Annotated in this window: 16 protein-coding genes; 5 read left to right on the forward strand and 11 right to left on the reverse strand. The window is 62.0% G+C overall.

All coding sequences use genetic code 11. The features are described 5' to 3' along the window. Positions 1–44: 44 nt before the first annotated feature. The 7 genes from P3T42_RS18500 to P3T42_RS18530 all read right to left on the reverse strand — a co-directional run bounded on the left by P3T42_RS18500 (position 45) and on the right by P3T42_RS18530 (position 11879). A complete protein-coding gene (locus P3T42_RS18500) occupies positions 45–1337 on the reverse strand; it encodes an autotransporter strand-loop-strand O-heptosyltransferase (RefSeq protein ID WP_429306848.1) in 1293 nt (430 codons plus the stop codon). A gap of 48 nt (positions 1338–1385) precedes the next feature. After that, a complete protein-coding gene (locus P3T42_RS18505) occupies positions 1386–3578 on the reverse strand; it encodes an autotransporter outer membrane beta-barrel domain-containing protein (RefSeq protein WP_429306849.1) in 2193 nt (730 codons plus the stop codon). Between the two features lie 66 nt (positions 3579–3644). Beyond that, positions 3645–4697, reverse strand: coding sequence for a porin (locus tag P3T42_RS18510; RefSeq protein WP_429306850.1), 1053 nt, complete (start codon positions 4695–4697; stop codon positions 3645–3647). 219 nt (positions 4698–4916) lie between these two features. After that, the gene (locus P3T42_RS18515) at positions 4917–6551 is read right to left on the reverse strand and encodes a cyclic peptide export ABC transporter (RefSeq protein ID WP_429306851.1); all 1635 of its coding nucleotides are present in this window, start codon (positions 6549–6551) and stop codon (positions 4917–4919) included. A gap of 21 nt (positions 6552–6572) precedes the next feature. After that, the gene (fhuB, locus tag P3T42_RS18520; protein ID WP_429306852.1) at positions 6573–8603 is read right to left on the reverse strand and encodes a Fe(3+)-hydroxamate ABC transporter permease FhuB; all 2031 of its coding nucleotides are present in this window, start codon (positions 8601–8603) and stop codon (positions 6573–6575) included. Continuing rightward, positions 8600–9559 carry an iron-siderophore ABC transporter substrate-binding protein gene (locus P3T42_RS18525; RefSeq protein ID WP_429306853.1) on the reverse strand — a complete coding sequence of 320 codons (960 nt, stop codon included), beginning with the start codon at positions 9557–9559 and terminating at the stop codon, positions 8600–8602. The genes fhuB and P3T42_RS18525 overlap by 4 nt, the downstream gene beginning before the upstream one ends. Positions 9560–9596: 37 nt before the next feature. Further along, positions 9597–11879 (reverse strand): TonB-dependent siderophore receptor, encoded by a 2283-nt coding sequence (locus tag P3T42_RS18530; RefSeq protein WP_429306854.1) that lies wholly within the window; start codon positions 11877–11879, stop codon positions 9597–9599. Between the two features lie 187 nt (positions 11880–12066). Here P3T42_RS18530 and P3T42_RS18535 point away from each other — a divergent pair, with 187 nt between their 5' ends. After that, a complete protein-coding gene (locus tag P3T42_RS18535) occupies positions 12067–12846 on the forward strand; it encodes an AraC family transcriptional regulator (protein ID WP_429306855.1) in 780 nt (259 codons plus the stop codon). Between the two features lie 71 nt (positions 12847–12917). Here P3T42_RS18535 and P3T42_RS18540 read toward each other — a convergent pair whose 3' ends face one another. Both P3T42_RS18540 and P3T42_RS18545 read right to left on the reverse strand, forming a co-directional pair. Further along, positions 12918–13673: a Pr6Pr family membrane protein gene (locus tag P3T42_RS18540; protein WP_429306856.1), complete on the reverse strand. Its 756-nt coding sequence runs from the start codon at positions 13671–13673 to the stop codon at positions 12918–12920. A 122-nt stretch (positions 13674–13795) separates the two neighbouring features. Then, positions 13796–14785, reverse strand: coding sequence for an SDR family NAD(P)-dependent oxidoreductase (locus P3T42_RS18545; protein WP_429306857.1), 990 nt, complete (start codon positions 14783–14785; stop codon positions 13796–13798). Between the two features lie 86 nt (positions 14786–14871). Between P3T42_RS18545 and P3T42_RS18550 the strand changes: the two genes are divergently transcribed. Further along, a complete protein-coding gene (locus P3T42_RS18550; protein ID WP_429306858.1) occupies positions 14872–15822 on the forward strand; it encodes an AraC family transcriptional regulator in 951 nt (316 codons plus the stop codon). A gap of 223 nt (positions 15823–16045) precedes the next feature. On the opposite strand, the gene P3T42_RS18555 is transcribed toward P3T42_RS18550, so the two are convergent. Both P3T42_RS18555 and P3T42_RS18560 read right to left on the reverse strand, forming a co-directional pair. Beyond that, a complete protein-coding gene (locus P3T42_RS18555) occupies positions 16046–17149 on the reverse strand; it encodes an alkene reductase (RefSeq protein ID WP_429306859.1) in 1104 nt (367 codons plus the stop codon). Between the two features lie 462 nt (positions 17150–17611). Beyond that, positions 17612–18334, reverse strand: a complete 723-nt coding sequence (locus P3T42_RS18560; RefSeq protein ID WP_429306973.1) for an SDR family oxidoreductase — start codon at positions 18332–18334, stop codon at positions 17612–17614. Positions 18335–19305: 971 nt separating this feature from the next. On the opposite strand from P3T42_RS18560, the gene P3T42_RS18565 reads away from it, so the two are divergent. The 3 genes from P3T42_RS18565 to P3T42_RS18575 all read left to right on the forward strand — a co-directional run bounded on the left by P3T42_RS18565 (position 19306) and on the right by P3T42_RS18575 (position 22403). Next, the gene (locus tag P3T42_RS18565) at positions 19306–20070 is read left to right on the forward strand and encodes an SDR family NAD(P)-dependent oxidoreductase (protein ID WP_074296222.1); all 765 of its coding nucleotides are present in this window, start codon (positions 19306–19308) and stop codon (positions 20068–20070) included. Positions 20071–20140: 70 nt separating this feature from the next. Then, positions 20141–21127 carry a tagatose kinase gene (locus tag P3T42_RS18570; protein WP_429306860.1) on the forward strand — a complete coding sequence of 329 codons (987 nt, stop codon included), beginning with the start codon at positions 20141–20143 and terminating at the stop codon, positions 21125–21127. Then, entirely contained in the window at positions 21120–22403 is a 1284-nt protein-coding gene (locus P3T42_RS18575; RefSeq protein ID WP_429306861.1) for a D-tagatose-bisphosphate aldolase, class II, non-catalytic subunit, read from the forward strand. Before P3T42_RS18570 ends, P3T42_RS18575 begins: the two co-directional genes overlap by 8 nt. The last annotated feature ends 33 nt before the right edge of the window (positions 22404–22436 follow it).

The raw sequence follows: 22436 nt of genomic DNA on the forward strand, positions 1-22436 counted from the left end.
CTTCAACGACACAGTTGCGCTTCCTGAATCTCATCTCGGGTCCTTTAAAGCGAGCGCTCCGGTCCTCGGCGTGGATCCAGATCAAGGTCCGTCATCAACGTTTCCACGGTTCGAATCACCTGACGCGGTGTGATCAGACGCGAGCACTCGAATTGCCGCTCAGTGCCGGCATGACGTGGACACCAGGCGAAATCGCCGTGGTTGAACTCGACGCCCGTGTCGTTCCAGCAACTATTGCAGGCGTGAAAGTTGATCACGCGATAGGCCGTCTCGAACTCGTTGTGCGGATGCGTGAAGCCGCTGATCATCACCACCGGCTTGTGCAGCGCCCAGGCGAGCCAGGACAGGCCGCTCGACAGGCCAATGAAGAAATCCGCGTGATGCAGCAGGCTCACGCGCTCCTGCAAGGGCAGATCGCCGGTGAAGTCTTCGCTTCCATAGGGGATCAGATTCCATAACAGCTTCTCGCCGTGCGCGTGCTGCCGGTCGATACACAGCACGCGGTAACCCATCGCCTTGAGCTGCTTGATCAGCTCATACCAGCCGGTCGGATGATTCCAATACTTGCACTGCGACGAAGACTGCGCGGCAATCACCACATAGGGTTCGGTAATGCGCCGCGTCGGATCCTCGATCGCGATGCGCGGACGACGCTCCACCGGCGCGAGACCGAGCAGGAACGGGATCGTTTTCTGCAAGCCGCTGACGCGAAAGTCGGTCGGTTGATGCGTACGGTCGTCGCATGGGAAAAAGATGCCCAGAAAGTAGCTCGCATAGCACTGCGGCCGCAATGTGCTCTCATCTTCGGGCGCGACATAGTGAAGTTCTGGATAGCAGGCTGCGAATAGCGTCCAGATATCCTTGCCCATCGAGACCAGCATCTTGCAGCGATGCTTCTTGCGAAATTCGTCCACATACGGGAACCAGGCAATGATGTCGCCGAGGGTGCCTACCGGTAGCCGCATGTAAACCTGCTGTCCGGCTGCGTCATAGTCGTGTTCGAACACGCATTCGTCGCCGCGGAATACTTCAATGCGAAAGCGCACGAAGTACTTTTTCAGGCTATTGACCGTGCCGTCGTTGACGATCTCGTCGAACAATACGACGTCTGCCTCGATATCGCTCAAACGCACACGCCAGTCGCCGGCGGGGACCTGTACCCGGCAACCGTAGTTGAAGTCGTAGCGGATGCCGTATGGTCCTGCGCATGACGGAGGGCCGGTATCGACCATGGAAGGCGCGCCGGGCATGGCCGCTGCCGGGTGGTCAGGCGTGGCGGAGAGGGACGGGGCCGGTACGGCAACGACCTCGGCTTCGGCTTCAGTTTCGATTAGCATGACTTGGTTTCTCCGGCGACGAACCCGCCGCCCCGTTCTTACCACGCGTTAGTCGACGTAGCTCAGGCCGACCGTGACTGCCCACGGTTGCGTATAGTCGCGCCCCTTGCCGTATTCGAAGGCGCCGTACACGCGTACGCGGCGGCTTAGCGCGGCGCTTACGCCGGCGTTGGCCACCACCCATGTCTGCGGTACGGAGGTGGTGAGGAGCGTGCCGCCGACGGTATCGCTCACGTTCCCATTGAACACATGGGTGCCCGCGATGCTCAGGAACGGTACGAGGGTGATTTGCCCCACTGCGAGCGACGCGCCTACGGTTGCGCCGGCACTGCCGATGACCATGTTGGTCGCTTCCAGACCGACTAGCGTGCCGAATGTGGTCTGATACTCGACGCTACCGCTGCGCTGATAGGTCAGCTCGACGCGCGGCTCGACCCACCAGTGGCTGCCGAGCTGCCAGCGCTTGCCGCCATCGATCGATGCTGAGTAACCCGAAAGATCGTAGCCGGCACTGGCCGGGTTAGCCGCGCTGCTCACGCTGGCCTCCTGCTTCATGCCCAGGTAGCGCACCACGGCATCGGCAAAGATCCCGCCGAAGCCGTTAAATCCGCCGTACGCTCCAAGGTTCCATGGCCGCGCAGTACCGTTGCCGACCGGATCGAAGTCCTCGCTCGCCTGTGCGAAGCCACCGGTTGCGCCCACGTGAAAGTCTCCCAGCGCGCTAGAGATTCGCCAGTCGCGACCTGCCTGCACGCCGTAGAAATCCGTGGTCGTCGACGTGTCGCCGGGGCTCGTGCGCATGCGTTCGTCGTAGCTGCGTACCCAGAACTGACCATCGGCCGCCCCGTCGCGGTAATCCGCCAGATGGGCGAAGGTCTGTTCGAGCTGCTGGTACCACAACATGGTCGGCACACTGGCCGCGGCTTGCACAACGGAGGCGATGTCGCTCTCGCGACCGGTGTTGTACAGGTAGTACTGGCTGCCGGAATCCTGCAGGCCGAACTTGTAGGCGCCCACGTCCATCGTGCTGCCGGCAAGCGAAAAGGTCGCGGTGCTATTGGTAGCGTTGACGAGCAACAGTCGTTCGCCTGGACCCGTGGGCGCGGTCACGCTGGAGTCGTGTACCGAGAGAACAAACCTGCCCGAGCCCTGATTGACCACAAGCTGGTCCGACTGCATCGCGCCGATATTCGTGTTCAGCATGAACTGGCCGTTGCCGGACAAACCGTTGACAGTCAACGTCTTGTAGCCTCCCGTGCCTGGCGCGCCGAGCGTCACGGTGCCGCCGTTGATGGCGAGTCCATTGAGCGTGGCCGCCGCTGCACCCCTCAGACCGTCGCCCGGCGACTCGATCACACTCAATGTGCCGGCGAGCGTAATGCCGCTGACCGGCAGTGCGGCGACCGTGCCGCTCGCGGTGGTGCCGCCGGCGTTGACCACCATCGTGCCGCCCGCTGCAACCGTGGTATTTGCGGCGGAGCCGCCAAGCAAGACGAATTGCGTACCGCCATTGTTGATCGACGCTCCGGCTGCTTTGCCGCCGCTGGACACCGTCTGATTCCCGCTCATATTGACCACGGTTCCGGTGGCCGCGCCGCGCGTATAGACCACCTGGAAGCCGCCGTTCACGGTAGTGCCCGACGCCGAACCGCCCGCCGACACATATTGCTTGCCGCCCGCAACCGTGGTGCCGGACGCACTGCCGCCTGAATACACCCGTTGCAGGCCGCCGGAACTGACCACCGCATTGACGGCAAGGCCGCCGTTCGATACGCCGAAGCTGCCGCCCGAATTGACGATCGTATTGACCGCGGTGCCTCCGGCCGACACGTATTGTGTGCCGCCGGAGATCACCGTGCCGAGGGTGGAGCCGCGCGAATAGACAATCTGTACGCCGGCTGGATTCAGTACCGTGCCGGTCGCGACACCCCCGCTGGAGACGGTCTGGCTGCCGCCGGAGTTGACGATCGACTGCGTGGTGCCGCCCTTGACCTTCTGCACCCCACCCGCGTTGATCGTTGTGTTGGTGACGGTGCTGCCCGCCGATACCGTCGCCGCACACGATGCGCCGCCCGGCAGGATCTGATTGTTGCAGGCCTGGCCGTAGGCGTGCGGTCCCACGAACGGCAGCAGGGCGGCCAATACCGCCGCCGGGCGCACGGTACGCGTCACGTGCGCCCCCGGGTAGGGCAAACGCGCTCCCACCCAACCCGGATTCAACAAGGATCTTTGATTTATCATATGGATTCCTGAATAATACCGATTCGATCTGCGCCGGAAAACCGACTGCCGTCACGCAAGCAATGCCTAGAAGCGGTGCCGGATGCCCAGCGTTAAGCCCGTCTGGTTGGAGGCAAAGGCGGTCGCGTCGGTGACGCCGACGGGGGTATAGGTTCCGTTCGCATAGCGTGTGGCAGCCGCATAGGCCACCGTCGCGTAGACGTCGGTGCGCTTGGTGAACGAATAGTCGGCGCTGAGAACGCCCATCCACGAGTTCGACACGTCGGCCGTCTTGTTGGACTGGTAGTAGGTGGCGGCCGTCAGCTGGAAGCCAGGCGTGAAGCGATAACGTACGCCGCCGAACCACAGCGCGGCCGAAACCGACGCGCTCTTGGTCGGGTTATACAGGTAGTGCTCATAGCCGCCGACGATCTCGCCGTCGCCGATCCGCTGCAGGAACGAGAGACTCAGGTTACGGCTTTTGGTCCACGTGCCGCTCGAATTGACCGCACCGTTGCGATAGTCGTAGGCCACCGCTGCGGAGAAGGTGCCGGCGTCGTATTCGAGGCCGCCGCCATACGCCGCGCTGCTCTGGAACGAACCTGCGTCGCCGCCGAAACTGTAGTCGGCAATGGCCTTCAATCCGCCGAACTGGCCCGTGTACTTCAGGGAATTGTCGAGACGCGCCTTATAAGAGAAGTCGTCCGACGAACCCGTGGTGGGAAACCACGTGTACTGGGGTGCGTAGCCCATCGGATCGTACTTTTCGAGCAGATCGTACATGGCCGTGTACTGCAGGCCAGCCGACAGCGAGCCCAGCTTGTTCGATAGCCCCACCGCCGCCGTACGGTTGAACAGTGTGCCGGCGGTGGCGGGCGTGCCGTCGTTGCTGTTAAAGCCGGCCTCCAGCACGAACCAGGCCGTCGTGCCGGCGCCCAGATCTTCCGTGCCGCGAAAACCAAACCGGGAGTTGCTCAGTCCACCTGAATTTTCTCGAATGAGCGAGCCGCCGGTCGCGCTGGCATGGGTCAGATATTCGATGTTGGTGTCGATTACGCCGTAGAGGGTGACGGACGATTGCGCGTGCGCACAGACACAGCCGGTCGCTGCAAGCGCAGCGACAAGACATTGCTTTTTCACTGAACAGTCTCCTGAAATTTCTATTTTCTTTTGCGTCGCGATCCGGATGACATGGCGGCAACGGGAGGCAAACAACGCAATGGAGCAGATCGTAGTGGCGGCTGTCGCAAATGTAAAATACATATGTGATGCACCATCCATATGTAAGAGATATGGGTGGTGCACACGGGCGATGGATGGAAGCGGAGAGGCGGGAGCGGTGAGGCTTCGTTGTGCGACTTAGTGCGCGGTCAGTTCGGCGCCCGCGCCGGCCTCGACAATCTGACCGTAATCGAGCTTGATGTAGCGGTCGGCGAGATGAAAATAGCGGTCGTCGTGCGTAATCACCAGCACGGTTTTGCCCTTCGCTTTCAGCTCGGGCAGCAACTGCTGGTAGAACACGTCGCGGAACAGCGGGTCCTGGTCGGCGGCCCACTCGTCGAACACATAGAAGGGCCGGTCCTCGAGATACGCAACGAGTAGCGCGAGCCGCTTGCGCTGTCCTTGCGACAGATCGAGTGTAGAGAAGGCCGCATCCTTGATGCTGACCTTGTGATCGAGTTGCAGATGCTTCAGATAGTCATGCGCCTTGTCGTCGAGATTGGCGTCGCGCATGCCCAGCAGGCTGTCGAAGAGAAAGAAGTCGCTGAAAACCACCGAAAAATGCTGGCGATAGATGTCCCACGCGCCTTCGTCGACGGTCTTGCCGTTGAGTAAGATGCGGCCACTCTCCGGCTTGTAGAGGCCCACCAGCATCTTCGCGAGCGTGGTTTTGCCGCTGCCGTTGCCGCCGATAAGGTAGACGATTTCGCCGGGCCGGAACGACAGATCGATCGGCCCCAGCGTGAATACTTCGTTTTCCTTTTCGCGGAAGTAGCGATGCGTCGCACCGTCGAGCGCGATGCTGGTGAATGACGATGCAGCCGCATCCGTCGCCGCGTCCGCACGCTCTACCGGCAAGTCGGCGTTGATCTGCTCGATCCGTTCGAGCGCCACGCGGGCCGAACTGACGCTCGGAATGGCCGAGAGCAGCGCTTCGATCGGCATGATCATGTAGAGGAACACCATCGCGTAACCGGACGCCACATGCAGGCTGACCGGGTACAGTCGAGCGAGAACGAATACCGTGATGCCGATGAACGCCAGCAGGATGAAACTGCCCCAGCTCGCCGCAGCGGCATACAGCACGTAGCCACGGGTACGCTGCACGCGCACCGCTTCGACGTTTGTCGCCAGCGTATCCGCAATGAACGTCCGCCGGCGTTCGCGGTGCAGCTTCAATTCTTTTGCACCGTCGAATAGCGCACGGAAGTGTTTGACGAGATCGTCTTCGCGACGCCGCGACGCTCGCAGATGAAACAGTGCGCGGCCGTTCGCGATCCGGAAGCCCACTGCGCCGATACAGATGGTAAGCAGCGCGAACAGCAGGATCTGCCAGGACAGGTAGCCGAGATAGATCAGGCATCCGCTGATCACTGCGCCTTGCATGGCCAGCGCCGGCATGCTGACGAAGAACATCACGATCTGGTCCAGGTCTCCGGTCAACACGGAAATGGAACGCGCCGCGCCTTGCTGCTCCAGATGACGGTACGACGCTTCGCCGATACGGTGGATCGTGCGCATCCGCAGTGTCGCTTTGGCGCGTTGGCCGAGATACATGAAAAGCGTCTGCGACAACGTGCGGGTGAGCAGTACGACGACGCCCAGCACGAGAAACTGCAGGCCTAGTTCGCCGAGCCGCGTGCGCGAGGCGCCGAGTGCCTGGTTGATGAGCGCGACGAGCCCGGCGTTACCGAAACCGCTGATCAGACTCGTTGCGAGCGCGACCAGCAGGATCCCGCGGGCATTGCGGGCGAGTTGCAGCAGGACAGACATGGAACTCCTGAAAAGTAAGGCTCAAGAAGCGGGCTGTTGACGTACGCCGCGCATGAACATGGCGACGATGAGATACGCGCCGCCGATTAGCGTCGCCATTACGCCCGCCGGCATTTCCTGCGGGAACAGAACCCAGCGACCGAGCCAGTCGGACGCAACCATCAACGCCGCGCCGATAGCGGCCGATATGCACAGCAGCGGCATGGGACGGCGCACGCCGAGCAGGCGCGTCATGTGCGGCGCCATCAGGCCGATGAACGAGAGCGGCCCGATCACAAGCGTCGCGGCTGCTGTGAGTAACGCGCTCAGTACCAGCAAGGCAAAGCGGGCTACGGTGACGTTGACACCGAGACCGCTTGACACGGCGCCGCCAAGCGGCAGGATATCCAGCCAGCGTCGGCAAAACGGAATGATAGCGAGCGCCGCGAGCGCGACGGTGGCGACGATGCCTGCGGACGTCGCGCTGACGTTGTAAGTGGATCCGGCGAGCAGGTTGTACAGGACGATCACGCGTGGATCGTCGCTTGCCATGGCAAGGGTCGACACGGCCTGGAACACCGCGCTGATCGTGACGCCGGCCAGCACCAGCGCATCCGGTGCGTAGGAGGACGAACGAGCGAACACGATCAGGCCGCCCAGCGTGATCAGCGAGCCGCACGCGCACCAGACAAGGTAAATGGGCAGCGTGGGATGCGCGGTCAGGAAGAGTGCCGCAGTCAACCCGAACGCGCCGCCCGCGGCGATGCCGAGCAGGTCGGGACTCGCCATCGGATTGCCGGTCATGCGCTGGATGATGCCGCCGGCAAGCGCGAGGAGTGTCCCGATTCCCGCTGCCGCGACGACGTGCGGCAGACGCAGAAACAGCAAGCCGGCAATCTCGTCCGGGCTGTCGAGGTGCCAGCCTGTCAGGTCGCGTCCCACGCTGAGCGATACGCCGGTCAAAAGTAGAAGCAGCGTGACGCTGCCTACCATCGTCACGCGTGTGGCTCGTGGCGATAACGTTCCCGATTGCAACGCAGAAGCGGAGGCGATGTCCGGACGCCCTTTCAATCGCCGTAGCAACATCAGCAGCAGAGGTGCGCCGAGCAAGGTGGTGACGGCGCCAGTCGGGATCGTCGTGCCGTACAGGCTGGAGATCTGTTGCGTGAGTTGATCGGCCAGCCATAGCAGCGCGGCGCCAAGGCATGGCGCCCATAACATCCGGTCGCGCAGGCGGCGTGCGCCGCTCAAACGTGCAAGCGCAGGCGCCGCGAGGCCGATAAAGCCGATCACGCCGACCGCGCTCACCACGAATGCCGTAATGAGCAACGTCAAGCCAAGCGCCACACCGCGCGTCGCGCGCAGCGAAACGCCAAGACTGCCGGCGATGATGTCGCCCGCATCGAACACGGTCAGCGGGCGCACGCACAGCAGCAAGCAGACCGCGCACGGTAGGAGCCGGGCGAGGAGGGCGAGTGTGATGTGCCAATCCTGCTGGACGAACGAACCCCCGCCCCAGATCATCAGGCCGCTCAACAGATCGTAGTGCGAAATTGCCAGCGCGAGGCTCAATGCGCCACAACACAGGTTGACGATCATGCCACCCAATATCAACGCGAGCGGTGAGATCCCGCGCCGCGCCGCGAGCAGGAACACGATCGCCAGCGCTGCCGCGCCGCCCGCGAGCGCCACGCCGTCGCGCCCCGAACCAAGCAGGCCCGGTGCGTAGACGCTCGCCAGCGAAAGCGCGAGATAGGCGCCGGGGAATACGCCGAGTGTCATCGGCTCGGCCAGCGGATTGCGAAGGACCTGTTGAGTGGCCACACCTGCGATGCCCAGCGCGGCGCCGCATAGCCATGTGACGGCGATGCGCGGCATTTCGCTGTAATGCACCAGCAGTTGCCGCATATCTGCAGGGTCCGGGGCGAGCAGCGCCTGCCACCATAGCGAGACAGGCAGACGGTGCTCCAGCCGATGCAGCGTCAACAGGACGGCAATCGCCATCACAAGACAGATTGGGAGCAACGGCGTGCGCCGCAGCGACGCGCCGGGTGTGGTCGCGAGAGAGGTCACGCGAGGTCCTCCATTGCATCGTCACGTGCATTGCCAGGCAGGGAGGACACCGTACTTGTGAGGCTTGAGCGTGCGCTTGTCTGCGTGAGTGCGTCGACCAGCAGGTTGGCAAAATAAACTGCTGAGGGCACGCCGCCCTCGGGAGGGACGCCTGGCACGCCGATCATATGGCCGGCTCTTGCGAACGGCATGGCGGCCCACAGGGGACTGGTTTTCATCATGTTCACGACAGGTAGCGGCAATGGCTGCAGATAGAGCAACGCGGTACCCGGCGCCGGCTCCAGTGCCTCAAATGGAATGGTCGAGTAACCGCCCGCGCGAGGCGCGCCTTGCCACGCGTTTTGCAGCCCGAGTGTGGTCAGAATTTCGCCAAACAGGCTCTGCGATCCGTAGACACGCAGATGCGTCTCATCGAGAAATCGCACGACATACAGCGCGATGTTGCGCGCGCCATGTCGTGCGGCGAGATGGATGCGCGCGTCGTCGAGCGAACGGTCGGCGTTTGCCAGCATGACCTGTGCACGGGGTGTGCAAGCGAGCATCCGCGCTAGTTGCAGCGCTTCGTTACGTGCGGCCGTGTAAGGTGTCGGGCTCGACCGGTATTGGCCGAAGGTGACCGTGGGTGCGAGCCGCTCAAGCGACGCGCGCAATGCCGCATGAGCCGGTGAGATGACGATCAGGTCCGGATTTAGCGAACGCATTAGTTCCAGGTTCGGCTGGAACATGAGCCCGAGATCGACCACGGTAGCTGGCAGATTGCTAGCCGGAAAGTTGTGGCGAAACCCCGTGGTATTTGCCGCGCCGACCGGCGCCACGCCGATCGACAACAGCATCTCCGTCAGCGCCCAGTCGAGTACGACGATGCGTTGCGGCGGCCGCGCGCCGGCGCCGGACGCGCCGAGCGCCGCTGTCGAAACCGCACCGAGCAGCGCCGCCAGCCATGTACGGCGGTTCATCGCCGCAACCCCTCGAGAACCGCTTGCCTCAGCGTGATCACCACTGGTACTTCAACCCTGCCAGTACGAGCCGTCCTTCGCCCCAATAACACGAGCCATTGCTGCAGGACGCCATGTATTCGCGATTGAGCAGATTGCTTGCATTGAGCGACGCCGTCCAGCCGCGCAAGCTGCTGAACGCCTGGCCAAGGTCATAGCGCACGGCGAGATCGACCAGCGTCGCGGACGACGTCAGCAGCGTATTCGCCGTATCGCCATACGAACCGCCGATATAGCGCACGCCCGTGCCGAACTGCAACCCGGCGAGCGGACCGGCATGAAGCGTGTAATCCGCCCACAGCGAGGCCGTATTGCGCGGAATGCCGACCGGCACCTTGTCGAGATCGGCGGTATTGCTCTTGGTGTTCAGCAGATTCGTGTAGGTGTAGCTCGCGATCAGTTGCAGGTTGTTGGTCAGGCTCGCATGCGCTTCAACTTCGAAACCCTGCGAACGCACCTGACCGGTCTCGACCTGAAAGCCGGTGTGCACCGGGTCGGTCGTCAGGACGTCGTTCTGCGTCAGGTGAAACGCCGAAACCGTGACGAAGCTGTTGTAACCCTTCGGCTGGAATTTCACGCCGACTTCGTATTGCTCGCCGGTGGTCGGATCGAACGCCTTGCCGTTATAGTCGGCGCCCACTTGCGGCAGGAACGACTTCGTATAGCTCGCATAGGGCGCGATGCCGTTGTCGAACTGATACGTGCCGCCGGCGCGCCAGGTGAATGCCCGGTTGAACTGACTCGTGGACGAGCCGTTCGCGTAGGACGTCGAATCTTCGTTGGTCCAGTCTTCACGCACGCCGAGCAGGAACGACCAGCGATCGATATCGAACTGATCCTGCGCATAGGTGCCCAGTTGCTTGACGGACTCCGCCTGCGACGTGCCGAACAGGAACGTCGGATACGGAATCGCGAGACCGTATTGCGGATTCGTGATGCTCAGCGACGGCACGTTGTTGTCCGCCGAGCCGTAGAAGTGGTGATCGAACTGGATGTTCTGGTAGTCGACGCCCACCGTCACCTGATGCGACACAGGTCCGGTACCGAATCGGGCGATCGCCTGATTGTCGATCGTGTTCGAGTTGACCATGCCGTAGTTCAGGTACGCCTCGCGCGCGAGCTCCGTGCCGTTGTTCACGTAGCCGAGGTCGTCGGCCACGTACTGCACGGTCTGGCTGTTGTGCAGAAACCGGTAGCTTTGCCTGAGCGACCAGATGTCGTTCAGACGCTGGTCGAACTGATAGCCGATCGACTCCTGGGTCTTGCGGAAGCTGTCGAAAGTCGGCTCGCCCGGATTGAAACTGCGGGGCAGTTGCGACACACCGGTCTGGATTGTGCCGACCACCGGCACCGTGTTGTAGAGCCCCGCCTCCGGATCGGCCTGGTAGTTTGCATAGACCGTGAGCGTGGTGTCCTTCGTCGGCCGCCACGTGATGGTGGGGGCGATCGCGAAGCGCTGCTGGTTCACGTAGTCGGTCTGCGTGCCGGTGTTGAAGCCGTCGGCCGTCAAACGGTAGAGGACCTTGCCGTCCTGATCGAGCGGACCGCTGAAGTCGAAGAAACCCTGCACACGTCCATAACTGCCGGTTTGAAAGCCGATCTCATGCAACGGCTCCGCGGTCGGCAACTTGCTCACGAGATTCACGACGCCGCCAGGCGAGCCCTGCCCATACAGCACGGAAGCCGGGCCGTGCAGGAGCTCGATGCGTTCGAACATATACGGATCGAAACTGGTCACATTGAACCCGAAGCCGCCAGCAGGCCCCGGCGTGCGCAGACCATTCCAGAACTCGTCGATCAGAAAGCCGCGTGCATACAGATACTCCAGCGAATCCGTGTTGGTGCCGCGCTGTTCCGGATTGACGCCGGACGTATAGCGCAACGCCTGCGCCACGCTTTGCGCGTCCTGGATGTCCATCTGGTCGCGCGTGACGACGGACACCGCCTGCGGCGTCTTGATGAGCGGCGTATCTGTCTTGGTGCCCGCGGTGCTCTGGCGCGCCACATAGCCGACTACCGGTCCGGTGCCCGTCTCGGCCGCAAGGGCGTCGGTCACGCGGACGACGGGAAGTTGCGCATCCTCTGCGGCATGAGCGGAGGCGGCACGCGGCTCGGACGCGCCGGTTGCCGGGGCGGCGCCTGCGGGCAGCGACTGAGCGTGGCCGGCGTTCGCGAGCAGCAGGCCTGCCGCAATCGGCATCAGCCGGAAGCATGTGAATTTCCGTGTGCGCAGGCAGCCCGCCGTGTCCGGCTGGCCGGTGTGTTCCTTTCCCCGAGTCATTTCCTGTTCCTGGTTTAATTTAAAAGACCGCAAACGCCTGCCAATGCTATTAAGAATCATTACTATTTGCATTGCCAGTTCGTTCCCATCAAGTGCAAAATAAGATAACCGATGAGGTCTCACGAGGTATCGCCAACAAACTTCGTGAAACAGACAATTTCTGGCGGTTTTTCGAGGAGCGTAGAAGGTGGACCAGGCGTGGCGCTTAACCCCCGACATCCAATATCCGCGGCAGTCGCGCGACATCATAGCCAGTTGCTATGATTATCGAGATGGAGATAGGCAGGCGTGGCATTCGCACGAGCAGGCGCAATTCGTCTACACCGTGCGCGGCGTGCTGCGGGTGGTGACGCAGACCGGCATGTGGACGCTCGGGCCGCGTCGCGGTCTGTGGATCCCACCGCGTATCGGCCACGAGTTGTGGGCGACGGGCGAGGTCTTGATGCACAGCGTCTACTTTGAACCGGAAGCCTCGCCGTGGCCCGCGGCCGGCTGCCGGGTGCTGTCGATTTCGCCGCTGTTGCGCGAACTCGTCGCGGCCATGATCGAAGACAAGAAGGACGATCCCGACCGGCGCGCCGCGCTGATCACGCCGTTGCTGCTCAAGGAAATGCTGGATGCACCGGAGGCGACGGAGGGCGGCCTGCCGTTACCGAACGATCGCCGCTTGCGGCAGATCTGCGAACGTCTGCTCAACGAGCCGGATAACTGCGATTCGCTTGGCACGTGGGGCGAGCGTGCCGGCGCCAGCGAGCGCACGCTTGCGCGCCTGTTCCGCGACGAGACCGGTTTGACCTTTGGACAATGGCGGCAACAGCTCAGACTGGTCGAGGCGGTTTCGCTGATTGCGCAGGGCGTGGCGGTGGGGACGATCGCCACCAAACTCGGCTATACCAACTCCAGTGCCTTTATCACGATGTTCAAAAGGACCATGGGGGAAACGCCGCAGCGGTATTTGAAGCTGTAGCGTTGGTGCGGCGTGGCCGCCTTCGTCGCAATCCAATGCGATGCAGTGCGAAGAACTTGCCGAGTCGCGGCTCAAGGGTTCAGTGAACGGTCCTTGATGCGATCGCTGCCATCAGGTTGGCGAGCATCGACGGCTGGCACCGGACGCGGACGGCGATGATTGATCGCGATGAAGACGCCCATCAAAAGGACGAAGCCGAGCAGCAGCAACAGGGTATTGACGAGCACACGCTCGTAACCGAGCTCGCTGACGTTGATGAACGGATAAGGATAGAAATCGGTTTCGCTGCCGCGCCAAAATGTCATGAACAGATAGCCGAGCGGATAGACCAGCCAGAAGAGGCAGTGGCGCAATTGCAGATGAAAGCGCGGAACGAACAGCAGCCAGTACAGCGCGCACAGCAGCGGGATGACCGTATGCAGCGATTCGTTGAGCAGCGAGCGGAAGCCGGCTGGCGTCCATAGATGGCGCAGCAGGGTGTTATAGGCGATGCCGACGAACACGATATACACGACGACAGCGGTGAGCACCGGCGGTTTGCGGAAAAACCGCCCGGGCGCGGAGCGTGCTCGCAGTGCCACACAAGTAAAACCGATGGCGACGGCGAGGACCGTGAGGTTGGTCAGATAGCTGCTGATGCGCTCGATACCCTCGATCACGCCCAGACCGCGCATCAGCATTCTGCCAATCGTGATGTCGGTCTGCGCGACGAAGGCCAGCCACGCAAGAACCGCAATCAGCGAGGCCATCGACACCGACGCGAAGCTCGGCGTAGCGAGCGGTAATTCGGATGGATGCCGCTCAGGATGAGCGGTGTGCTTTGGCATGCCTGAGGTGTGAGTCCGTGGGAGTCAACCGAGTATAAGCCTGTCCGCTTCGAGGCGTATGCGGCGTGAGCTGCCGCTACTGGCTGCGATACGGGTCCACGGCGCCTGAGCCGGGTTTCACGCTACCAGTTGAGAAGCCGCTCGCTGAGTTCCCAAAGGTCATCGGCGGAGGCGGGGTCGATGGCATGGGGCACTACGCCCGTAAGCCTCATGGCATCCGCCATATCGATCTTCTCCGGTTGTTCCTTCATCACCGAGGCCACGTCGACATTTTCGCAATACACGCCGCCCAGGCCGTTCAGTTGCTGGCTTGTTGCGCACCAGACTTGCGTGGCCGCTCCCTGCCCGATGGTCTTGAGTTGTCTTGCCGGATCACGCACGGGCTTGCCTTGTTCATCAATGACGCCCGCTGCCACCCTGTGTTCGAGCGGTATGTATTTCCCCAGCCCGGTATCCGCAATGGCGCCCGGATGCAGCGAAAATGCGCGTACGCCATGGGCCTTCTCCCGCTGGTCAAGCGCAACGGCGAACAGGATGTTGGCCGTCTTCGACTGCCCATATCCTGCCAATGGGATGTACTGACGGCGCTCGAAATGCGGATCGTCGAGAAATACCGGCGAATAGCGGTGACCGATCGATGAGACCGACACCACGCGAGCGCCATTCGCATTGCGCAGCGTCGGCAAGAGCCGCGTGGTGAGCTGGAAGTGGCCGAGATGATTGGTCGCGAACTGATACTCATACCCTCGCGCGTCGCGTGTCAATTCCGGCACGGCCATAATCGCGGCGCTGTTGACGAGGATGTGCAGCGCCGGTGTCGATTCGAGAAACGATGCAGCAAAGGCGTCGATAGACGTGGGATCGAGCAGGTCCATCGGCGCGATTTCGACGTCAATGCCGGCCAGTGCTTCGCGGGCGCGGCTCAGGTCACGCGCGGGAACGATGACGCGTGCTCCGGCGGCTCGCAGGACTCGCGCGGTTTCACGCCCGAGGCCTGAGTAGCCTCCGGTCACGATCGCGGTCTTGCCGGAAAGATCGATGCCGGTCATGACTTCATCGGCGGTGGTGGCGGCTCCGAAACCCGAACTAAGCGGTTGTTGTGGCGTCAGCATGGCGTCTTCCTGGACGAACAATGATGCGCACAGTGTGGGCTCAAATTCCGGTACGATGAATAATCAAAAGTACGGGATACTGTCGCATGAGTTCAAAATTCGACAACGATCCACTGTCGGACATCCTTCGCCTGCTCGGCGCCCAACCCGTCGTGGCAGGTGGCTTCTCCGCCGGTGGCACATGGGCGATCCGCTTTCCGCGGCCGAAAAAGATCAAATTCTTTGCGCTGGTCAAGGGAAGTTGCTGGCTTTGCCTCGATGCGCAGACTGCACCCGTGTCAGTCCGCGAAGGAGACGTCTTTCTGTTGACGGGTGAACGTTCGTTTGTCTTCGCAAGCGATCCGAACGCGGAACCGGTCGATGCGGCCACCGTCTTCTCCGGTGACGGGATCCGGACCGCGAAAATTGGCGACGGCAACGGTTGCACGCAGATCGGCGGGCACATCAGGCTCGCACCGTCCAATGATGCGCTGCTGGTCGACGTCCTGCCGCCGCTGATACACATCCGCGCGGACTGCGAGCAGGCGACCGTCCTTCAATGGCTGCTTGCGCGGCTAGTGAATGAGTTCGCTTCGGGTCTGCCGGGCAGCGGCCTTGCTTCGGCATACCTGGCACAACTGATGTTCGTCGAAATGCTGCGCGTCTATCTCGACAGCGGCACGGAAGTCCCCGACGGCTGGCTGCGCGCTATCGGCGACAGGCGGCTTGCGCCCGCGCTACGGTTGATGCATGGCGATCCCGGCCGGGTGTGGCGGCTGGATGAGCTTGCGGCCGCATCGGCAATGTCGCGTACGGCGTTCTGCGTGCATTTCAGGTCTGTCGCGGGCGTGGCTCCGCTCACGTGGCTTACGCAGTGGCGCATGCGCATGGCAAAGCAGGCGTTAATCGACGAGAAAACACCCATTGCCGTTCTCGCAGCAAGGTTGGGTTACGCATCCGAAAGCGCATTCAGCAGCGCGTTCAAGCGGGTGTCTGGGGTGTCGCCGAGCGATTACAGGCGGGCGGGATGGTCTGGTGAAGCGCGGGAGACGGGTTGAATGACGTCCGTGTCGAAGGCGAAGCCGCGAGGATACGGAACCAGAATGCTCATATCGAGTCCTGCGAGATAGATTGGAAACGCTCGCCCTGCCGTGCCGTAGCGGCCAACGCAACGACCGGCGCTACGTTAGCGCGGGTCGCTGCGTCTTTCAGGGCGTGCTTGTGTGAAGGGAGTCAAGTACCGGAATCCGCTCTTCCGGATCCCGATGGTGGGCTGCAGAATTACGCCGCCTGCGTTTCGGCATGGAACGGGTAGTCGGTGTAACCGCGTGCGTCGCCGCCATAAAAAGTACTCCGGTCGTACCGGTTGAGCGGCAGATTCAACCGCAGGCGCTCGGGCAGATCGGGGTTGGCGATGAAGTGGCGGCCAAACGCGACGATGTCCGCGTGGCCCGCTTCGATGATCGCGTCCGCAGTCTCTTTCGTGAAGCCGCCTGCGGCGATGAGCGTGCCGGTGAACTTCGGGCGCAGATGGCGCGCCGCGACCGGATCGTGAACTTCGCCGATCGTTTCCGTTCCCTTGACGCGTGGCTCGACCACGTGGAGATAGCCGATGCCACGCTTGTCCAACTGCTCCGTCACATAACCGAAGGTGGTTTCCGGATCGCTGTCATGCATCGAGCCATAGGTGCCGCTCGGTGCAATGCGCACGCCAACCCGATCCGCTCCCCACACGGAAATCAGTGCGTCCGTTACTTCGAGGAGGAAACGGGCGCGATTTTCGATCGGGCCGCCGTACTCGTCGGTGCGAGCATTCGAACCGTCCTGCAGAAACTGATCCGGCAGATAGCCGTTTGCGCCGTGCAGCTCCACACCGTCGAAGCCCGCGCGCAGCGCCCGTTCGGCCCCCCTGCGGAAGTCCTCGACAATGGCGGGGATTTCGTGCAATTCAAGCGCGCGGGGCATCGTGAATTCAACTTCGCCGTTCACTGAATAGGCATGGCCTTCGGCTCTCAGCGCGGACGGAGCGACGGGCGCCGCGCCGCCGGGCTGAAGATCGGGGTGAGACTGACGGCCGACATGCCACAACTGGAGGAAGATGCGAGCGCCTTTAGCGTGCACGGCATCGGTGATCCGGCGCCATCCTGCAATCTGATCGTCGGAGTAGATCCCCGGGGCCATTGCATAGCCGTAGCCCTGTACCGAAACGGGGGTTGCCTCCGTGACGATAAGGCCGCCTTCGGTTGCGCGCTGCGTGTAGTACTCAACCATCAGATCGCCCGGCACGTCACCCGGCTCCGAACGCATACGTGTCAATGGCGCCATCGCGACGCGATGGGAAAGGGTGTAGGGGCCGACTTTGACGGCTGAAAACAGCTTGTTCATGGAGTTACTCCTTGCGGATCGGTTAGTACCGGCTAGCAGGACGAGCGCGGTAACACGTTCGATGGCTCTTGCGACTGCGGGGAGAGCCACAACGACGACTTGCTGTCAGACGAGCTCCTGGTAGCGGTTCGCCAGACATGGAAACATCGTCGTTGAAATGAACTGGCCGGGGTAGGCAGCATGACGGCATAACAGTCATTCCCTGGGGGCATATCGGGTGGACCTCACTCCGGTCTGCCGGAACGCGGCATCGACGTAGCACTCAGGATGGGGGGCCTGGCGACTCGAGCACGACGGCACGCAAGGTCACTCACGGTCGGCGTTGCGTCGTCGGCACGCGAACCTGGTTCGCACAAGCCGGCGAACCGCGGGTATCGACCTGTGGACCGTTTTTCCCAGTGGGCGCATGGTCAGCGTAAAAGCACGCGCTTTCGTCTCCTGGATTGAGGAGATGTTCTGCCCTCAAATTGAAGCCTTGCCTATCGAGGCGCCGCCATCGACAAACAACGTTTGGCCCGTGATGAACGCAGCGTCTTCGGACAGCAGGAAAGTGATGGCTGCGGCAATCTCGTCTGGCTTGCCGAAGCGTTTCATTGGGACGGAGGCGAGATAGCGCTGCTCCCCTGCGCTTCCCGGCGCGTTGTTGGCTCGAAACAGTTCGGTTTCCGTGGGGCCGGGAGCGACGGAATTGACTGTGATGCCGGTGGTCGCCAATTCAAGCGCCCAGGAGCGTGAAAAACTCACCAGGGCGGATTTGGCGGCGGCATAAGCCGTACGTTCCACGATGCCAAGGATAGTGAGGCTCGATACGTTGACGATTCGCCCCCAGCCTTGGGCGCTCATATTGGGCAGGAGTGCTTGCGCCGCCTGGATAGCTGGATGCAGATTGAGCGACATGACGGCGTCAAGCGCTTCCAGATCGATGGCGCCCAGCCCTTGCGGTTTGACCAGCCCAACGTTATTGACCAGGCCGTCGAACTTGTATTCCGCCACAAGCCTGTCGAGTGTGGCCTGCGTTTTCGCGCGATCGGACAGGTCGACAGAAACGAGCCTTCCTGGAAATCCTGGGTCGTCCCCCTGACGTGCCAGCCCCACTACGCGGTGCCCGTCCGCATTCAGCCGCTGTGCGACGGCCCTGCCGATGCCTTTGCTGGCACCGGTTACGAGAAAAGTACGTGATTTCATATTGCCTTGATGGTGATGTATCAGATTGCCTGTCCAATCGTTCCCGACGGTTTGTGGCTGGGAACGAAGCAGGACCGGGTCAAGACGCCGAAGCGACTTTCTTGCGGAGAACCGGCAACGTGCCTTGCGGTTCTTGTACAGATCCACCAGATAGTCGGGCAACTCAAAGCCGCAGAGAAGACGGCACGAATGCATAACTGTCATTCCTGCCGGGCATAGAGGACGCGATCCTACGCACTGCAGACAACCGTTCGTTGCGCTCTGTTACGTTGCCTTCCTGATATCGTCGCCAGGCCGATTCGCCAGGATGGCGCTCGCGATAACGTGAAAGAGATGATCGGCCCGTGGCGCGAATGCGGGTTGGTCGACGAGCCAGCCGAGCGCCGACATCCATATCGGCGCGCGCCGTTCCCTCGGCCTAAGCACGGAGCAGCAGTCTGCGGAAGCGGGGCACTTCCCGCATATCGAGAAACTGGAGCGGGTGTTAAGCCTGATGGGTGATGTCCCGGATGGTAGAAGGGCGCCGTAGATGTAGCCAGTCGTTACATGCTGGCCATGTACGACCCTGCTCGCTGTTCAAGGGGGCACAGGCTTGCGTACGACGGTATGCAACCACGACGCGTCACTCGTGGGCATCACCATCCGCCCCAAAAAAAAGCCGACCGTATTCCGGTCGGCTAAAGGATTCTGGCTATTCCGAGGGCCGTGCCAGAACCTGAGAGGGTCCATTATGCCGCACAACGCCTCAGTCTGCCTCAAATCGGCACACTCGGCGCGTGATGCCGGCGCTGCATGACTCTCCGTAACTCCCTCCCCATCAGTGTTTCCCCGAAGTAGGGCGAATGCCGTTGACGTAGTTAAATCAATTGATTTAATCTGAAAAGAACAGCAGGCAAAACCATGCGTACCCGCGCCCTGCGCCGAACGCCATCGTCAAGCAGTCGATCTATCAACCCTTCACGAGACACGTCATGATCCTTGAAAAATTCCGCCTCGACGGCAAGCTCGCGCTGATCACCGGCGGTACGCGCGGCATCGGGCTCGCCATCGCGCATGCCTTCGGCGAAGCCGGCGCGCGCCTCGTCATCAGCAGCCGCAGTCCGGTGCCCGAAGCCGAACGCAGTCTGCGCGAGGCCGGCTATGAGGTCGACTTCATCGCAGCCGACCTCGAGCAGGAAGCGGCGCCCCAGCAACTGGTCGACGAAGTGCTCAAGCGCCACGGACGCATCGACGTGCTGGTCAACAACGCCGGCGTGGCGATTCACGGCGATACCGGCGACTTCGACGAAACGCGCTGGCGTCGCATCATGAGCCTGAACGTCGACGCGGTGTTCCGCGGTTGCCGGGCCGTGCTTGCGCCGATGCGTGCGCAAGGCGGCGGCGTGATTCTCAACGTGGGCTCGATCTCCGGCTTCATCTCCAACATTCCGCAGAACCAGGTCGCCTACAACAGCTCGAAGGCAGCGGTTCACATGATGACGAAGAGCCTCGCCAGCGAACTCGCCACCGAAAACATCCGCGTGAACGCGGTGGCTCCCGGCTACATCGACACGGACATGTCGCGCGGTGGCATGGCCAATGACGAGTGGTTCCCGATCTGGCGCGACATGACTCCGATGGCGCGGGTCGGCCAGCCGGAAGAAGTCGCGACCGCCGCACTGTTTCTCTGCTCTCCGGCCGCAAGTTATGTGACGGGCGAAGTGCTGGTCGTCGACGGTGGTTATACGACGCGCTGAGCGACGCGCTGAGATCTATCGCCCTCGCGCTGCGAGACGGCAGGGGGCTCACTGCAAGTGAAAACGTCTTATGGTCAATTCCGAACTGTACAGGGCCGGCGACACCGGCTACATCCTGACGATGGGAGAGATACTCGTCGAGATTATGGCGGTCGAGCGCGGACAGTCGTTTCGCCGGCCCGGCACGCTTATCGGTCCGTACGCCAGCGGTGCGCCGGCGATCTTCATCGACCAGGTGGCCCATGCAGGTAGTCGCTGCGCGATGATCGGCTGTGTCGGCGACGATGATTTCGGCATCCTGAATGTGGAGAGACTGCGTGCGGACGGTGTCGACGTCTCGGGCATTGCCGTCATCAAAACCGCGACGACCGGCAGCGCGTTCGTCACCTACCGGCAGGATGGCGAGCGCGATTTCATCTTCAATATTGCCAACAGTGCGTCGGGCCTGCTGTCGGTCGACAACCTTCGTGACGATCTCCTGAAGGATTGCCGGCACTTCCACGTGATGGGGTCGTCGCTCTTCTCGTCGCGCATCATCGAAGCGATGAAGAAGGTGATCGAGACGGTGAAAGGGCAAGGCGGCACCGTCAGCTTCGATCCGAATGTCCGCAAGGAAATGCTACGGATTCCTGAGATGCGTGAGGCACTCGATTTCGTTCTCGACTACACGGACGTCTTTCTGCCCAGTGGCCACGAAGTGACCATGCTTGCTACGGCGAGCTCGGAGGCGGAGGCAATCGACGAGCTGCTCGAGCGTGGTGTGCTCGAAGTGGTCGTCAAGCGGGGCAAGGAGGGTTGCAGTTTCTACGACGGCACGATGGAGAGGCATCTTCCTGCTTTCTGCGTCGAAGAGATTGACCCAACCGGTGCCGGCGACTGCTTCGGCGCGACGTACATTGCCTGCCGTTCGCAGGGCATGGAAGTCGAACGGGCGTTGCGCTACGCCAGCGCTAGTGGAGCCTTGGCGGTGACCGCCAAGGGGCCGATGGAGGGAACCGCGACGCTCGCAGAGTTGGACGAGTTCATTGGACATGCGTCGGAGCACCATCATGCATAACGTCGTTGCACGCCTTTCCGGCGATCGCGCTGCGGCGCAAACCTTGAAGGGCATCTACTCGATCTGCTCGGCGCATCCATGGGTGCTGGGCGCCGCCATGAAGCAGGCACTGGACGACGGCACGCCGCTTTTGATCGAGTCGACCTCGAACCAGGTGGATCAGTTCGGCGGCTACACGGGAATGAAGCCCGCGGATTTCGTACGCTTCGTCTATCGAATCGCGGATGGGGTCGGCTTGTCACGCGACCGTCTGATTCTCGGCGGAGATCATCTTGGACCGAATGCGTGGCGAGGTCTTGCCGCCGAAGAAGCGATGCAGCGCGCGGAGGCGCTGATCGACGCGTATGTCTCGGCGGGTTTCTCGAAGATCCATCTGGATACCAGCATGAGCTGCGGCGGCGATCCCGCACGCCTGTCGGATGGCGTCGTTGCGGAGCGCGCCTCGCGTCTATGCGCTGTTGCGGAGCGAGCGGCCGCGCGCGAGGGCACAGCCACGAAGCCAGTGTATGTTATCGGCACCGAAGTCCCTGTTCCGGGCGGCGCGAGCGAAGAGCTGGAAGCGGTGGAGGTGACACGCTGGGAAGGGGCGCTCGACACCGTCGCCGTTCATCGCGACGCGTGGCGTGAACGGGGGCTTGATGAAGCGTGGGAGCGCGTGATTGCGCTGGTCGTTCAACCGGGTGTCGAGTTCGATCACACCAAGGTGATCGATTACAAGCCCGAGCTTGCGACGGAGCTTTCCAACGTACTCACGCAACTGCCGGGCATGGTCTTCGAGGCGCACTCGACGGACTATCAGAAGCCCGAAGCGCTCCGGCAACTCGTTCGTGATGGGTTCGGAATCCTGAAGGTTGGCCCGGGCGTGACTTTTGCGCTACGCGAGGCGTTGTATGCACTGGCGGACATCGAGGCCGAGATTATCAATGGAAGCGAATGCTCGAAGCTGCGCGAAGTGGTGGAAGCGGTCATGCTCGCCAAACCCGGGAACTGGGAGAAGTACTACCACGGCGACGACCACGATCGCCGTCTTCTCCGCACCTACAGCTATAGCGACCGGGTGCGTTACTACTGGGCCGACCCCGAGATCGAAGCCGCGGCCAAAAAACTGATCGACAACCTTACGGCAAGCGCGATTCCGGAGAATCTGCTGAGCCGCTATCTTCCCGCCCAATACTGGGCATTGCGCCGCGGCGCTATCGACGGCTCTCCCATGAGCATCATTCAAAGCAAGGTGAGAGACGTCATCGGGATGTATGCGTTGGCATGCCGCGCGTGAGTGTGAACGGTACGAATTTTTGACAGGAGACGT

This window comes from Paraburkholderia sp. GAS38, from assembly GCF_050434965.1.
GTDB lineage: Bacteria > Pseudomonadota > Gammaproteobacteria > Burkholderiales > Burkholderiaceae > Paraburkholderia > Paraburkholderia phenazinium_A.

Bases quoted from the DNA above. Each gene is read 5' to 3' on its own strand.
- P3T42_RS18500 (WP_429306848.1), bottom strand. From the start codon at position 1,337: ATGCTAATCGAAACTGAAGCCGAAGCCGAGGTCGTTGCCGTACCGGCC.
- P3T42_RS18505 (WP_429306849.1), bottom strand. From the start codon at position 3,578: ATGATAAATCAAAGATCCTTGTTGAATCCGGGTTGGGTGGGAGCGCGT.
- P3T42_RS18515 (WP_429306851.1), bottom strand. From the start codon at position 6,551: ATGTCTGTCCTGCTGCAACTCGCCCGCAATGCCCGCGGGATCCTGCTG.
- P3T42_RS18525 (WP_429306853.1), bottom strand. From the start codon at position 9,559: ATGAACCGCCGTACATGGCTGGCGGCGCTGCTCGGTGCGGTTTCGACA.
- P3T42_RS18530 (WP_429306854.1), bottom strand. From the start codon at position 11,879: ATGACTCGGGGAAAGGAACACACCGGCCAGCCGGACACGGCGGGCTGC.
- P3T42_RS18540 (WP_429306856.1), bottom strand. From the start codon at position 13,673: ATGCCAAAGCACACCGCTCATCCTGAGCGGCATCCATCCGAATTACCG.
- P3T42_RS18545 (WP_429306857.1), bottom strand. From the start codon at position 14,785: ATGCTGACGCCACAACAACCGCTTAGTTCGGGTTTCGGAGCCGCCACC.
- P3T42_RS18550 (WP_429306858.1), top strand. From the start codon at position 14,872: ATGAGTTCAAAATTCGACAACGATCCACTGTCGGACATCCTTCGCCTG.
- P3T42_RS18555 (WP_429306859.1), bottom strand. From the start codon at position 17,149: ATGAACAAGCTGTTTTCAGCCGTCAAAGTCGGCCCCTACACCCTTTCC.
- P3T42_RS18560 (WP_429306973.1), bottom strand. From the start codon at position 18,334: ATGAAATCACGTACTTTTCTCGTAACCGGTGCCAGCAAAGGCATCGGC.
- P3T42_RS18565 (WP_074296222.1), top strand. From the start codon at position 19,306: ATGATCCTTGAAAAATTCCGCCTCGACGGCAAGCTCGCGCTGATCACC.
- P3T42_RS18570 (WP_429306860.1), top strand. From the start codon at position 20,141: ATGGTCAATTCCGAACTGTACAGGGCCGGCGACACCGGCTACATCCTG.
- P3T42_RS18575 (WP_429306861.1), top strand. From the start codon at position 21,120: ATGCATAACGTCGTTGCACGCCTTTCCGGCGATCGCGCTGCGGCGCAA.